We start from the raw sequence: 14,954 nt of genomic DNA on the forward strand, positions 1-14,954 counted from the left end.
TGGAAGGAACCATGGCCAGAAAAATAGTTACCGCGCTGACCGTCACCGCGTTGCTCGCGGCGGCCGGCTGCGGCGGCGGCGGCGACAAGACCAAGGCGCCCGAGGCCAAGATGGAAGGCGACAGGGTCGTCATCTCGGCCCTGGCGCCCAAGGACCCGGACACGAACCTGGACACCAACCAGGTCAGCACGCTGCTGATGGACAAGTTCAAGATCAAGTTCAAGTGGGACAACACCACCATGGACGGCGGTCCGGCCAAGGAGAAGCGGCAGATCGCCATCTCCAGCGGTGACTACCCGGACATGTTCCTGCTGATCCCGTGGGTCGACGCGTTCAGCAAGACCGAGGTGCAGAAGCTCGGCCAGCAGGGCGTGGCCGTGCCGCTCGAGGACCTGATCAAGGAGAACGCGCCGAACCTGCAGAAGACGCTCGACTCCAACCCGGTGCTCAAGGCGATGTCGACCGCGCCCGACGGTCACATCTACGCGCTGCCGCAGTGGTCGGACTGCTACCACTGCACGTACCCGTACAAGCTCTGGATCAATTCGGCCTGGCTGAAGAAGCTCAACCTTCAGATGCCGAAGACGACCGAGGATCTGCGCACCGTGCTGCGGGCCTTCAAGACGCAGGACCCGAACGGCAACGGCAAGGCCGACGAGATCCCGATGACCACCAACGCGCAGGACAGCCGGCTCATCGGCTATCTGATGGGCGCGTTCGCGCACGCGCCCTACGGTGACAACAACGGCGCCCCGGCCCTGCTCGAGCTCAACGGCGACAAGGTGGCCAGCCCGGTCGCCAAGCCCGAGTGGCGTGAGGGCCTGAAGTACATCAACTCGCTCTACAAGGAGGGCCTGATCGCGCAGGCCTCCTTCACCCAGAACGCCGAGGCTCTGCAGGCCGTGGGCAACAACCCGGCCGCCGTACGCCTGGGGTCTGTCCCGGTTCTCTGGCCGGGCATCTTCGTGCAGCTCGGCTCCAAGGACGGGCGCGACAAGCAGTACGACGCGGTGCCTCCGCTGACCGGGCCGGCCGGCAAGAGCTACACCGGCTACAACAACCCGACCTCGCTCGGCTACACCTTCATGCTGACCAACAAGTCGAGCAAGGAAGCGCGGGTCGCGGCGCTCAAGATGCTCGACTACATGTACACCGACGAGGGCCAGACCATCGTCAACGCCGGTCCCGAGGGTGTCGGTTGGGTCAAGCCCGGCCCCGAGGACGTCGCGCTCGACGAGACCGTGAAGCCGACCTGGAAGGCCGTCCCGGACACCCAGCGGCCGAAGAACGTCAACTGGAACGCGCTCGGGCAGTACAACGTCACCCTCGCGCTGCGCAACGCCCAGGCCGTGCCGAAGGACATCTACGCCGAGGACGGCCTCGAGCGGCGCCTGTTCGAGGCGACCAAGCTCTACGAGCCGCACGTCGACAAGGCCCTGGTCTTCCCCGAGGCGCAGGTCTGGGCCGACCAGAGCTCGGTCTCCGAGCTGGCGACGCTGAAGACCAACCTGGACAGCTACATCAACCAGGGTGAGCTGGCCTTCATCACCGGCCAGAAGAACATCGACACCGACTGGGACGCGTTCGTGAAGGGCCTCGACGGCGTCGGCCTGCCGCGCTACCTCGAGCTCAACCAGAAGGCGTACGACCAGTTCAAGTCCAAGAACTGACGAGAGAGCCGGGCCGTCCTCGCGACGGCCCGGCTCTAGCGGTAGAGACTCAGCCTACCGGTGCAGGATGAGTTCCCCGGCGAAGTCGATGACCGCGTCCCGATAGCGGACGCGGCCTTTCGCGTCGCCGTGGATGTGCGCCTCCCGCAGCCGCCCGTCGCGCCAGGTCAGGTCGACGGTGTAGCCACCCCGGCCGCGCAGCCCGCGCACCGAGCCGTCGCGCCAGGCCGACGGGAGCGCGGGCAGCAGCTCGATCTCCTCGCCGTCCGACTGCAGCAGCATCTCGGCGATCGCGCCGGTGCCGCCCGAGTTACCGTCGAACGAGTAGATGTTCTCCGGCGCGCCCGCGATGCCCCCGGCCGAATAGCTGAGCAGGTTGGTCTCACTGGCGTCGGCGATCAGCCGGGTGACGTGGACGAGGGCCTGGTCGCCGTCGAGCAGCCGGGCGTAGAAGGCGGCGAAGTTGGCCTCGACCCACTCGGTCTGCTCCCACCCCGAGGCCTGCTGACGCCGCTCGATGGTGACCCGGGCCGCCTGAGCCAGTTCGGGCGTACGCCGGGGCGAGATCTGCCGTTCCGGGAAGAGCGCGACCAGGTGCGCGGTGTGCCGGTGAGCGGGATCGGCCTCGTCGAAGTCGTCCAGCCACTCCAGCAGCTGGCCGTGCCGGCCGATCGCGAAGGGGGACAACCGTTCCCGGGCTTTCTCCACTCGCGCGCGCAGGTCGGGGTCGACGTCCAGGATCTCGGCGGCCCGCCCGCAGATGCGCAGGATCGCCTCCGCGAACGCGCGGTCGGCGGTCGTGCCCATCGCGACCGAGCACGGTGTGCCGTCCGGGGCCAGATACCAGTTCTCGGGCGACTCGGCCGGGCCGGGCAGCAGCAATCCGGTGGTCGGGTCGGGCACCAGGTAGTCCAGGAAGAACAGCGCGGCGTCCCGCAGCACCGGGTACGCCTCCTCGCGCAGATAGCGTTCGTCGGGCTGGTATTCGTAGTGCTCCCAGAGCTGCAGGGCGATCCAGGCCCCGCCGGTCACGTTCATTCCCCAGCCGATGCCGCTGCCGGGCGCCGTGTAGCCCCAGGCGTTGGTGACCGTGTGCGCGACCCAGCCGTCCGCGCCGTACATCTCTCGCGCCGTGCTGCGCCCGGCCTCGGCGAGGCGCTGCACGAACCGTACGAGGGGGGCATGGGCCTCGGCCAGGTTGCCCGACTCGGCCGCCCAGTAGTTCTGCTGCGTGTTGATGTCGAGGTGGAAGTCGTTGCTCCAGCCCATGCTGCTGGCCAGCCCGTCGTTCCACACGCCCTGCAGCGCGAGCGGCAGCGGCGAGTCCTCGCGCGACCCGGCCATCGTCAGATAGCGGCCGTACTGGAAGTACAGCGCGATCAGGTCGTCGTCCCGCTCACCCTTGGCCAGCCGTTCCCGGCGTACGTCGGTCGGCAGCTCGACGGCCGGGCCGAGGTCGAGCGACACCCGCCGCATCAGGCGCTGGACGTCCTCGATGTGCGCGGCGCGCATCGCGTCCCAACCGGCCGCGGGCCTCTCGGCGCGCTCTACGGGATCGTCGCCGCCCCAGTCGGTGCCCACGGCGATGACGACGACGACCGCGTCCGCGCCCTCGACCGTCAGCGTGTCACCGTCGGCCCGCAGCGATCCGCCCTCCAGCTCGAAACGGGCGCGGATCTCGAGCGCGGCCCCGTCCTTTCCGTTGCTGTGCATGGATTCGACAGCGCGGCCGCTGAACGCGAGGCCCTTTTCGCCGGCGACGGCCGCGCCGGGCAGCGCGGTGTCGTCCAATGTGGCCGTGAGGTCGAGAGCGGCCGGGCGGTCGGTGGAGAGCCGCATCGCGATGACGCCGTGCGGGTGCGAGGCGAACACTTCGCGTACGTGGTGAACGCCGTTCTGGTCGAACTCGACGCGGACGATGCCGGTGTCGAGGTCGAGGGTGCGCCGGTAGTTCTCGGCCGGGCCTTCCGGAAGCTCCAGGTGCAGCCGGGGCAGTGGCACGTTGGTGCCGAACGACGTCGGACGGCCGGGGAGGTGCTGTTCGGCCAGCCGCTGGGCGTGCGCGTGCTGCCCGGCGAACAGCAGCCGACGGATCTCGGGCAGTTCGCGCAGGGCAGTCGGGCTGACATCGGTCGTCGACGGCGCGCCGGACCACGCGGTCGACTCGGACAGTCGTACGGTCTCGGTCGTCACGCCACCGTAGACCATGCCGCCGAGCCGGCCGTTGCCGATGGGTAACGCCTCGAACCAGCGCTCCGCCGGCCGGTCGTAGAACAGAACGGTGGAAGGCATCGAAATTCCTCTCAGCCAACGGATGAGGGTTGTTCCGGGCCCACCTCGAGTTGCCCGCAGCCGCGTCAGAAGCTTGGTCTCCACCGCTCTGAACAACCCTCACTGACGGCGGCGAGCGTAGGTCTCGCCTCGCGCCGGAATCAATAGTTGACGAAGGAAATTATTTAGCTTAGATTTCCTCAATGCTTCCCGAGGCTGACGCCTTAGCTCCCGCAGTGACTGCCGTCTTCACAACCGTGTTGACCGAGGGTCCGCTCAGCCGCGTCGCGCTCGCCCGCCGCCTCGGGCTCTCCTCCGGCGCCGTCACCAAGGCGGCCCGGCCGCTCATCGAGCTGGGATATCTCGAGGAGCTGGCCGCGACCGAGCGCACCGGGCCGGGCGCCGGACGCCCCGCCAGCCCGCTGGCGATCCGCGCCGACTGCGAATATTTCGTCGGCGTGAAGATTACCGGCGACGAACTCATCGGTGTGGTCTGCGATCTGCGTGCTCAGGTGCGGGCCTCGGCGCACCGGCGGCTCTCCGCGCCCGACGCCGGCCACGTGCTCACCGAGCTCGGCGAGCTCGTGGACGACCTGCTCGACGGGCCCGGCGACTTCCGCTCGCGCACCCGCCGGCTCGGGCTGGCCGTCTCGGGCGACGTCGACCACACCACCGGCCTGGTCCGCTACTCGCCGTTCCTGCGCTGGCGGGACGTGTCGCTGCGCGAGCGGGCCGAGAAGGTCACCGGCCTCACCGTCACGGTCGAGAACGACGTGAAGGCACTGACCGTCGCCGAGCACTGGTTCGGCGAGGGCGTCGGGGCCGAGTCGTTCGCGCTGGTGACCGTGGGCGCGGGCATCGGCTGCGGGCTCGTCGTCGGCGGCCGTCTGGTCTCCGGCTCGCGCGGGGTGGCCGGCGAGATCGGCCACATCGCCATCGACCTGAACGGGCCCGCCTGTCACTGCGGCAGCCGCGGGTGCGTCGAGGCGATCGCCAGCACCGACGCCATCGTGCGGCAGGCCCGGGTGGCGGCCCGGCAGCCCGAGCTGACGTTCGACGACGCGGTGGCCCTGGCCCGCGCCGGCGACATCGCCGTCGGCGCGGTCTTCGCTCGTGCGGGGGACGCGATCGGCTCGGGCATCGCCGCGGTCGCAAACCTGGTCGGCCCCGATCGCATCGTCGTCTCGGGCGAGGGTCTGGCCGCCTATGACCTCTTCGAGCCGCACATCCGGGCCGGTTTCCAGCTGCAGGCATTCGGCACCGTGGCCGACTGTCCACTCTCCATCCGGGCACTCCCGTTCGAGGAGTGGGCCCGCGGGGCCGCCACGGTGAGCATCAAGGCCCTGGTCGCCTCCTGAGCGACTTCCAATCTGGACGATCACCCGCATAGCGGCGATTTTACCGTGGGTTATCAAACCGTTACACGATGATCCCTTGCTTGAAACGAAGCGCAGGACCGAAATTTGTCCAAGACATAAACAAATTTCGAAACAGCGCGCCGGTGACCCCCCGACCGGCCGCGACGGGACGCCCGCTCCGACGGGCGCCCGGCTGTCCACTGCCTAGTCAGGACAAGGAGACCACGTGTTCCGACAACGGAACCTGTTCGCTGCTGCCCTGTTGTCAGGCCTGTTACTGACGACCCTGATCGGCGCGCCCTCGCCCGCGTCGGCCAAGGCCGCCCAGGCCGCCGCCGCAGATCCCTACTCCGTCCTCGTCTTCTCCAAGACCGCCGGTTTCCGGCACGACGCCATCCCCGCCGGCATCGCCGCCGTCCAGAAGCTCGGCACCGAGAACGGCTTCACCGTCGACACCACCGAGGACGGCGCCGCCTTCACCGACGCCAACCTGGCCAAGTACAAGGCCGTCATCTGGATGTCGACCACCGGCGACGTGCTCGACGCCGCCCAGCAGGCTGCCTTCGAGCGTTACATCCAGGCCGGCGGCGGCTACGCCGGCGTGCACGCCGCCTCCGACACCGAGTACAGCTGGCCCTGGTACGGCGAGCTGGTGGGCGCGTACTTCAACGCTCACCCGGCCAACCAGCAGGCCACCGTCAAGGTCGAGGACCACGCTCACCCGTCGACGGCCTCGCTGCCGGACAAGTGGTCGCGTTTCGACGAGTGGTACAACTTCCGCAGCAACCCGCGCGGCAAGGTGCACGTGCTGGCCAGCCTGGACGAGACCACCTACACCCCGGGCACCGGCGCGATGGGCGCTGACCACCCGACCGCCTGGTGCCGCGACTACGACGGCGGCCGCACCTGGTACACCGGTGGCGGCCACACCCAGGCGTCGTACACCGACCCGCAGTTCCTCGCCCACCTGCTCGGCGGCATCCAGACCGCGGCCGGAGTGGTCGACGCCGACTGCGGCGCCTCGCTTACCAGCAGCTTCGAGAAGGTCGCGCTGGACGGCAACACCAGCAACCCGATGGAACTGGACATCGCCAAGGACGGCCGCGTGTTCTACGTGGAGCGTGACGGGCGTGTCCAGATCATCAAGCCGGACACCGGTCGTACGGTGACCGCGGTCGACCTGGATGTGTTCACCGGCAACGAGGACGGGCTGATCGGCATCCGGCTCGACCCGGACTTCGCCACCAACGGCTGGGTCTACCTCTACTACGCCCGCAACGACGGGATAGCGCGAAACCTGCTGTCGCGGTTCACCGTCACCGGCGACACCATCGCCACGTCCACCGAGAAGGTCGTTCTCGAGGTCACGACGCAGCGCAACACGTGCTGCCACGCCGGCGGAAGCATGACCTTCGACAAGGACGGCAACCTCTACCTGGCGACCGGTGACAACACCAACCCGTTCGAGTCGAGCGCGTTCACCCCGATCGACGAGCGGGCCGGACGCCAGGACTACGACGCGCAGCGGACCTCCGGCAACACCAACGACCTGCGGGGCAAGGTGCTGCGCATCCACCCCGAGGACGACGGCACCTACACGATCCCGGCCGGCAACCTCTTCGCGCCGGGAACGGCCAAGACCCGTCCGGAGATCTTCGGCATGGGCTTCCGCAACCCGTTCCGGATCGGTACCGACCCGAAGACCGGCGTCCTCTACGTCGGTGACTACGGGCCGGACGCCAGCGCGGCCAACCCCGACCGGGGACCCGAGGGCACGGTCGAGTGGAACATCGTCGGCACCGCGGGCAACTACGGCTGGCCGTACTGCACCGGCGCGAACTACGCCTACAACGACTACCAGTTCCCGTCGGGACCCAGCGGCGCCAAGTTCAACTGCGCGGCGCCGGTCAACGACTCGCCCAACAACACGGGCCTGACCGACCTGCCGCCGGCCCTGGTCGCCACGGTCGACTACGACTACAGCGGCAACCCGCTCTTCCCCGAGATCGGTGGCGGCGGCGCCCCGATGGGTGGACCGGTCTACCGCTACGACGCTGCTTCGACCTCGCAGCACAAGTGGCCGGCCTACTTCGACGGCAAGGCGCTGTTCGGCGAGTGGAACCAGTCGAAGATGTACACGATGCAGGTCACGCCGGACGGCAAGTCGCTGGTCGACATCAACCAGCTGCTGAACGGCATGTCCTTCATCCGGCCGATGGACTTCGAGTTCGGCCCGGACGGCGCGCTCTACATGATCGAGTGGGGCAGCGGCTTCGGCGGCAACAACGACAACTCCGGCGTCTACCGGATCGACTACATCGCCGGTGACCGCGCCCCGATCGCGGAGGCCAGCGCCACCCCCACCTCGGGACCGACGCCGCTGACGGCGACGTTCTCGAGCGCGGGCTCCCGTGACCCGGACGGCGGCGCGCTGACCTTCGCCTGGGCGTTCGGCGACGGGACGACCTCGACCGAGGCCAACCCCACCCACACCTACACCACGGCCGGCAACTACACCGCGCAGCTCACCGTGACCAACCCCAAGGGGCGTACGGCGGTGGCGAACGTGCCGGTGACGGTCGGCAACACCGCTCCGACCGTCTCCATCGAGTTCCCGCCCGACGGCGGCTTCTTCGAGTGGGGCGACCAGGTCAAGTACACCGTCAAGGTGACCGACCCGGAGGACGGCACCATCGACTGTGAGCGGGTGAACCTGCAGGTTCTGCTGGGCCACGACGAGCACGCCCACCCGCTCGAGCAGCACAAGGGTTGCACCGGCACCGTGCAGACCGCTCTCGCCGCCGGCCACGGCGCCGAGGCCAACGTCTTCGCGGTCTTCGAGGCGACCTACACCGACGACGGCGGCGCCGGCGGTTCGGCCGCGCTCACCGGTCGCGCGATCGAGCAGTTGCAGCCCAAGCGCAAGCAGGCCGAGTACTTCAGCGCCACCGGCCGGGTGGCCGGCAGCACCGGAGGCGGCGACGCGGGCGTGGTGCGCGAGACCACCACCGACCCGTCCGGCGGGGGCCAGAACATCGGCTTCATCGAGGACGGCGACTGGTGGTCGTTCGACCCGGCCAGCCTGACCGGCGTCGACTCGATCCGTTTCCGGGTCGCCTCCGACGTGGCCGGCGGCCGCATCGAGGTCCGGTCCGGAGCCACCGACGGCCCGCTGCTCACCACGGCCACCGTGGCCAACACCGGCGGGTGGCAGAACTTCGTCGACGTCACGGCGCCGGTGACCGCCACCAGCACGGAGTCGCTCGTCTTCGTCGTCCGCGACCCGAACGGCGGGGCAGGCTCCCTGATCAACGTCAACTGGGTCGACTTCCTCGGCAAGGGCGTCACCGACAACGCGCCCCCGGTGGTCAGCGCGGTCGCGACCCCGGCGACCGGCACCGCGCCGGTCACGGTCGCCTTCGACGGCACCGCCACCGACGCCGAGGGTGACACGCCACTGACGTACGCCTGGGACTTCGGCGACGGCGGCTCGGCGACCACCCTGGACGCCAGCCACACCTACACGGCGCCGGGCAACTTCACGGCCACCCTCACGGTGACCGACAGCCGCGGCGCCAAGGCGTACACCAATGTGCCGGTCAAGGTCGAGGCTCCGACCACGGCCTGCCCCGGGGTCCGCTCGGACGACTTCAACGGCGCGGCGCTCGACCGTGACCGCTGGACGGTCGTACGGGAGAACCAGGCCTTCTCGGTCGCCAACGGGTCGCTGCTGCTGCCCACCGCCGTGGGTGACCTCTACGGCACCCGCAACGACGCCACCAACCTGGTCGTCCAGCCCGCACCCAGCGGCGCCTGGCAGGCCACCACCAAGCTCACCCTGCCGGTGACCGCGAACTACCAGCAGGCCGGTCTGATCGTCTACGGCGACGACGACAACTACGCCAAGCTCGACCTGCTCTACAGCGGTTCCCGCCGGGTGGAGTTCATCCGCGAGAACGCGGCGACCCCGCGCAACGAAGGCAGCGACAGCGTGGCGGCCCCCGCCGGCGACACCGTGTACCTGCGGGTCTCCAGCGACGGGACGAACCTGACGGCGGAGGTGTCGGCCGACGGCCAGACCTTCACCGCGGCGGGTCGCTCGGCCGCCCTGGCCGGCATCACCAACCCGAAGGTCGGGGTCTTCGCCCTCAACGGCGGCACCGAGGCGCCGGTGGTGAACGCGAGCTTCGACTGGCTCCGGATCACGCCGGACGAGGCGGTCAAGCCCGCGCCGTCGGACGAGTTCACCGGGACGTCGGTGGACAAGTGCAGGTGGGACGGGATCGTCCGCGAGGACGCGGCCGCCTACCGGGTCGCCGACGGGGCGTTGCGGATCGACGTGGCCAACGGTGACATCTACACCGCCGGTAACACCGGGCCGACGAACTTCTTCCTCCAGAACTCGCCCGCGGGCGACTGGACGGTGGAGACGAAGGTCGACGGCAGCCTGCTGAACGAGCAGTACCAGCAGGCCGGTCTGATCGTCTACGGCGATGACGACAACTACCTCAAGCTCGACTACGTGCTCGACAACCAGGCCGGGCAGACGCTCAGCCGGCGACTCGAGTTCCGCAGCGAGATCGGGGCGGCCGTGCAGGACCCGCAGCCTCAGGCGGGCAACCTGACGTCGGGGGTCTGGTACCTGCGACTGGCCAAGGTGGGCACGACCTACACCGGGTCGTACTCGGCCGACGGCACCGACTGGACGACGTTCGAGAGCCTGACCAACGCCGCCGTCGGGGCCACCCCGAAGGTGGGCCTGTTCAGCCTGGGCGCCAACCAGACCGCACGGAAGACGGTGGCGTTCGACTACTTCCGGATCAGCACCGCCTCGGCTGACACTCAGGCGCCGGTCACCAGCGCCGCGGTGTCCGGGACCCCGGTCGACGGGTGGCTCACCGCCGCGGCCACGGTCACGTTGACCGCGGCTGACGCCGGGTCGGGCGTGGCGAGCACCGAGTACCAGCTCGACGGTGCGACGGCCTGGACCGCTTACACCGCCCCGGTGGCGGTCAGCGGTGACGGGTCGCACGAGGTGCGGTTCCGGTCGACCGACAAGGCCGGCAACGTGGAGACGGCGAAGTCGGTCGCAGTCAAGATCGACACCACCGCGCCGCTCACCACCGCGCAGTTCGCCCCGGCGAACGACAACGGCTGGCACGCCGGGGCCATCCCGGTCACGCTGACCGCGACCGACGCCGGTTCGGGAGTCGGCAAGCTGGAGTGGTCGCTCGACGGCGGCGCCTGGACGCCGTACACCTCGCCGGTGGATGTGAAGGGCGACGGGCAGCACGAGCTGCTCTACCGTTCCGCCGACAAGGCCGGCAACGCCGAGACGCTCAAGTCGGCCGTCCTGCGGATCGACGGCAGCAAGCCCACCCTGCTGGTCTCCGGACTGGCGCACGGTCAGCTCTACGGCGACAGCCAGGACGTCAGGGTCTCCTGGCAGGCGGTCGACCCGAGCTCGGGCATCCAGAGCACCTCGGCCACGCTGGACGGGCAGGCGTTCACCAACGGTTCGCTCCTCGCTCTCTACGAGCTGCCGCTGGGCCTGCACGACCTGACCGCGACCGCGGTCGACAAGGCCGGGAACCGCACCACCACGACGGTGCAGTTCTTCGTGGCCACCTCGTTCCGGGACATGCAGAACCTGCTGGACCGGTTCAAGGCGACCAGCCGGCTCTCGACCAAGGCCCACAAGGACCTGTCCAAGAAGCTGGACGCGGTCCGCAAGGCCGAGGCTTCCGGTAATGACGACAAGGCGATCAAGGAGCTGAACGCCTTCAAGAAGCTGGTCAACGACGCCAAGCTGGTCAACGACACCGACGTCCGGGACACCCTGCTCCGGGACGCCGACGCGATGATCGTTCGGCTCGGCGGCTCGGCCACCACGGCCGGGGTCAAGGCGAACAAGGGCAAACCGGTGAAGGACGCCGGCCGCCTCGGCGGTGACCCGACCCGGGTCGCCCCGCACCGCTCGCGCTGACGCAGGAGAGGGGGCCCGTCCCGGTTGGGGCGGGTCCCCTCGCGCCGAGAGAGAGGAAACACCGATGCGCCGTATAGGTGCCGCTGTTCTCGCCGGACTGGTGCTGGCGTTCGTGCCGGTGGGCAGCCCGGCCTGGGCCCACGAAGGAAAACTGAAGCTCGAGGTGGCCGGCGACGGTGCGACCGGCGTCACCGTGCAGGCCCTGCACGCCGACGGGCACCGGCTGGAAACGGTGGTGCGGCTGGTGGTCAGCGCGACCGGGGCCGGCGGGCAGACGGTCGGGCCGGTGCAGCTCGATCCGGCCGGGGAGGGACAAGGGTTCTATTCCAGCGGGGCCGTGCTGACCCCCGGGGACTGGCGGGTGACGGTCCGCGCGCCGAAGCCCTACACCGGGGAGGCGACCGTCGCGGTGCGGGCCAAGGCCCCGCAGGCCGCCCCGTCGGCGTCCCCCGTACCGGCCTCGTCCTCTGAGGGCGGGAGCTGGTGGCCCTACGCGGTCGGCGGGCTGGCGGTCGCCGTCGTCGCCCTGGTGCTGGTGCCGTTGGTGGGTCGCCGGCGCCGGTCATGATGCTGACACCAGATCGAGCTGCCGCCGTTCGTAGGTCTCGATCTGGGCCGCCTGGTTCTCGGTGAGGATGTCGCAGACCCAGTGCCAGTGCAGGGCCACGACGTCGCCCGGACTGAGACCGGGCAGCAGCGACTGGCCGTGCGCCGACCAGGTGGCCTCCTCGACGACCGCCGGGCCGGCCCGCAACGACGAGCCGTCCCAGCGCAGCGGGCGGCACGACACCTGCGCCGACTCACCGGCGACCGCGGTGACGACTCCGGTGCGGATGCGGCAGCGGTCGAGCACCGAGACGGCGGCCGGGTTGCCGGTGCGGCGCAACAGGGCCGCCCACGGATAGACCTCGAAGACGTGGAAGCTGTGGTGGGCGACCGCCCGGGAGCCGGCCGACTCCCAGGTGCCGCCCACCTGGCCGGCGAACCGCTGGCGCAGGAACTCGTGCAGTTCGGCGGGGACGGGCCGGCCGACCAGGGCGTTGCCGATCCAGTAGGCCTCGACCACCCGCTCGTCCAGCGGGTCGTCGAGGCCGGCCCGGGCGGCCAGGAACTCCAGGTAGGGCCAGGCGCCCTCGAAACCCCGGGCCCGGCGGGCGATCTCGTCGGCCGGGGACGACAGCAGCGAGTCGCCGCCGGGCGGGCCGCAGTAGCCGAGCAGGTTCGGGGGATAGGCGTAGCGGGCGAACAGCAGCGCCCCGGCTGTGCTCACCTCAGCAGATCCGCGGGAGTTGCTCGCCGATCGGCATGGTCACCACGCGGGTGCCGCCGAGTGCGGTGCGGGCCACGACCGTGCCGGGGTGGTCGGTCGTGCAGGTGCCGATGCGCCGGGCGCCGCGACCGTGGGGATGGGCTCGCATCGCGGCCAGCACCGCGTCGGCGCCGTCCTCGGGCACGAAGGCCAGCAGCTTGCCCTCGTTGGCCACCTGCAGCGGATCGAGCCCGAGCAGGCTGCACGCGTCGGCGACGGCCGCCGGGACGGGCAGATCGCGCTCGACGAGGGCGATGCCGACCTGAGCGGCGCGGGCGATCTCGTTGAGCGACGCCGACACCCCGCCACGCGTCGGGTCGCGCAACGTGTGAACGGGAACCCCGGTGGCGAGCATGTCGGCGACCAGGCCGTGCAGGGGTGCGGTGTCCGACGAGACGGTGGTGCCGAACTCCAGGCCGGAGCGGACGCTCATGACGGCCACGCCGTGCACCCCGAGGTCGCCGCTGATCAGCACGGCGTCGCCCGCGGCGGCCCGCGACGGCCGGATGTCCACGCCGGGGGCGACCACCCCCACCCCGGCCGTGTTCACGAACACCCCGTCCCCGCTGCCGCTGTCGACGACCTTGGTGTCGCCGGTGACGAGCTGAACCCCGGCGGCCCGCGCGGCCGCGCCGATGGCCGTGGCGATGCGGCCCAGGTCCGACAACGGCGTGCCCTCCTGAAGGATGAACGCGGTGGACAGGTAGAGCGGCTGGGCGCCCGACATCGCCAGGTCGTTGACGGTGCCGTTGACGGCCAGGTCACCGATCGAGCCGCCCGGGAAGAACATCGGCTTCACGACGTACGAGTCGGTGGAGAAGGCGAGCCGTCCGCCCGGGAAGGGCAGCACCGCGCTGTCGGACAGCTCGGGCGACGACCCGTACGCGGGAAGGAACAGATGCCGGACGAGCTCTTCGGACATCGCCCCGCCACCGCCGTGACCCATGACGATCGCCGGGGTGTCCCGCAGCGGAACCGGGCAGGTCCAGTTCTCGAAGTCGAGCATCAGAGGCGCACCAGGTCGAGCCGCCGGTAGGCGTAGTAGGCGGCGCAGGCCCCTTCGCTCGAGACCATCGTCGCGCCGAGCGGGTTACGCGGCGTGCACTGCTTGCCGAACGCCGCGCACTCGTGCGGTTTGAGCAGGCCTTGCAGAACCTCCCCGGAGCGGCACAGCGGCGACTCCGACGTGTGCACATCGGTCACCGAGAAGCGCTCCTCGGCGTCGTACTCCCGGTATCGCGACGACAACCGCCAGCCGCTGCCGGGAATCATCCCGATGCCGCGCCAGGTGCGGTCGGTCACCTCGAACACGTCCCGCAGCATCGCCAGGGCGGCCGGGTTGCCCTCGGCCCGCACCGCCCGCGGATAGGCGTTGCTCAGCTCGTGCCGGCCCGCCTCGAGCTGCACGATCGTCTGACGGATGCCCTCGAGGATGTCCAGCGGCTCGAAACCGGTGACCACGATCGGCACGCCGTAGCGCGAGGCCAGCGCCGGATACTCCGACGTTCCCATCACGCTGCAGACGTGCCCGGCGGCCAGGAACGCCTGCACCCGGCAGCGGGGCGACTCCATGATGGCCGCGATCGCGGGCGGCACCAGCACGTGCGACACCAGCAGCGAGAAATTCGTGATCCCCAGCCGCCGGGCCTGATAGACCGTCATCGCGTTGGCCGGGGCGGTGGTCTCGAAGCCGATCCCGAAGAACACCACCTGCCGGTCCGGGTTCTCCCGGGCCAGGGTCAGGGCGTCCATCGGCGAATAGACCACGCGTACGTCGGCACCCGCGCTCTTGACCCCGAAGAGATCGCGGTCGCTGCCCGGCACCCGCAGCATGTCGCCGAACGAGCAGAAGATGACGCCGGGCTGCTCGGCGATGGCCAGGGCCTTGTCGATGGTCTCGAGCGGGGTCACGCACACCGGGCAGCCCGGCCCGTGGATCATCTCGACACCCGAGGGCAACAACTGGTCGATGCCGTGCCGGATGATTGAGTGCGTCTGCCCGCCGCAGACCTCCATCATCGCCCAGGGGCGGGTGGTGACCGCGTGGATCTGCTCGACCAGACGCCGCGCGAGATCGGGGTTGCTGAACTCCTCCAGATATTTCATGACGCGCCGAACTCCTCCTCGAGATATCCCATGCGCTCGAACTCCGCCAGGGTCCGCCGCGCCGATTCCTCGTCGAGCCGCTGGATCGCGAACCCGACGTGCACCACCACGTATTCGCCCTCCCGGGCGTCGGGCACGTACTGCAGGCACACGTTCTTGCGCACGCCGCCGAAGTCGACCTCGGCCATCGGCACCCCGTCGACCTCGGCGACGCTCAGCACGCGGCCCGGAACCGCAAGACACATGACCGGCCT

The 14,954-nt window shown here is 70.0% G+C and carries 9 protein-coding genes; 4 read left to right on the forward strand and 5 right to left on the reverse strand.

Annotated elements, in window-relative coordinates; all coding sequences use genetic code 11:
* Positions 1-11: 11 nt before the first annotated feature.
* Positions 12-1,670, forward strand: coding sequence for an extracellular solute-binding protein (locus EER30_RS12150; protein ID WP_240669970.1), 1,659 nt, complete (start codon positions 12-14; stop codon positions 1,668-1,670).
* Positions 1,671-1,724: 54 nt separating this feature from the next.
* Here EER30_RS12150 and EER30_RS12155 read toward each other — a convergent pair whose 3' ends face one another.
* Positions 1,725-3,962, reverse strand: a complete 2,238-nt coding sequence (locus tag EER30_RS12155) for a glycoside hydrolase family 95 protein (RefSeq protein ID WP_127500491.1) — start codon at positions 3,960-3,962, stop codon at positions 1,725-1,727.
* A 215-nt stretch (positions 3,963-4,177) separates the two neighbouring features.
* On the opposite strand from EER30_RS12155, the gene EER30_RS12160 reads away from it, so the two are divergent.
* From EER30_RS12160 to EER30_RS12170, 3 genes are all read left to right on the forward strand, one after another.
* The gene (locus EER30_RS12160) at positions 4,178-5,299 is read left to right on the forward strand and encodes an ROK family transcriptional regulator (RefSeq protein WP_240669971.1); all 1,122 of its coding nucleotides are present in this window, start codon (positions 4,178-4,180) and stop codon (positions 5,297-5,299) included.
* 226 nt (positions 5,300-5,525) lie between these two features.
* Complete coding sequence (locus EER30_RS12165) at positions 5,526-11,285, forward strand: ThuA domain-containing protein (RefSeq protein WP_127500493.1); 5,760 nt, start codon at positions 5,526-5,528, stop codon at positions 11,283-11,285.
* Positions 11,286-11,349: 64 nt separating this feature from the next.
* Positions 11,350-11,853, forward strand: coding sequence for a hypothetical protein (locus EER30_RS12170; protein ID WP_127500494.1), 504 nt, complete (start codon positions 11,350-11,352; stop codon positions 11,851-11,853).
* Here EER30_RS12170 and EER30_RS12175 read toward each other — a convergent pair.
* The 4 genes from EER30_RS12175 to EER30_RS12190 are packed head-to-tail and all read right to left on the reverse strand — an operon-like array spanning position 11,848 to position 14,945.
* Complete coding sequence (locus tag EER30_RS12175; RefSeq protein ID WP_127500495.1) at positions 11,848-12,555, reverse strand: DUF6390 family protein; 708 nt, start codon at positions 12,553-12,555, stop codon at positions 11,848-11,850. The genes EER30_RS12170 and EER30_RS12175 overlap by 6 nt on opposite strands.
* Position 12,556: 1 nt before the next feature.
* Positions 12,557-13,600, reverse strand: coding sequence for a hydrogenase expression/formation protein HypE (gene hypE, locus EER30_RS12180; protein WP_127500496.1), 1,044 nt, complete (start codon positions 13,598-13,600; stop codon positions 12,557-12,559).
* Positions 13,600-14,700, reverse strand: a complete 1,101-nt coding sequence (hypD, locus tag EER30_RS12185) for a hydrogenase formation protein HypD (RefSeq protein WP_127500497.1) — start codon at positions 14,698-14,700, stop codon at positions 13,600-13,602. Before hypD ends, hypE begins: the two co-directional genes overlap by 1 nt.
* Positions 14,697-14,945 carry a HypC/HybG/HupF family hydrogenase formation chaperone gene (locus EER30_RS12190; protein WP_127500498.1) on the reverse strand — a complete coding sequence of 83 codons (249 nt, stop codon included), beginning with the start codon at positions 14,943-14,945 and terminating at the stop codon, positions 14,697-14,699. Before EER30_RS12190 ends, hypD begins: the two co-directional genes overlap by 4 nt.
* Between the last annotated feature and the right edge of the window lie 9 nt (positions 14,946-14,954).

The organism is Actinoplanes solisilvae (assembly GCF_003999975.1).
In the GTDB taxonomy this organism is placed as follows: Bacteria; Actinomycetota; Actinomycetes; order Mycobacteriales; family Micromonosporaceae; genus Actinoplanes; species Actinoplanes solisilvae.

Excerpts from the sequence above, each read along its gene's own strand:
- EER30_RS12150 (WP_240669970.1), top strand. The coding sequence starts at position 12 with ATGGCCAGAAAAATAGTTACCGCGCTGACCGTCACCGCGTTGCTCGCG.
- EER30_RS12155 (WP_127500491.1), bottom strand. The coding sequence starts at position 3,962 with ATGCCTTCCACCGTTCTGTTCTACGACCGGCCGGCGGAGCGCTGGTTC.
- EER30_RS12170 (WP_127500494.1), top strand. The coding sequence starts at position 11,350 with ATGCGCCGTATAGGTGCCGCTGTTCTCGCCGGACTGGTGCTGGCGTTC.
- hypE (WP_127500496.1), bottom strand. The coding sequence starts at position 13,600 with ATGCTCGACTTCGAGAACTGGACCTGCCCGGTTCCGCTGCGGGACACC.
- hypD (WP_127500497.1), bottom strand. The coding sequence starts at position 14,700 with ATGAAATATCTGGAGGAGTTCAGCAACCCCGATCTCGCGCGGCGTCTG.
- EER30_RS12190 (WP_127500498.1), bottom strand. The coding sequence starts at position 14,945 with ATGTGTCTTGCGGTTCCGGGCCGCGTGCTGAGCGTCGCCGAGGTCGAC.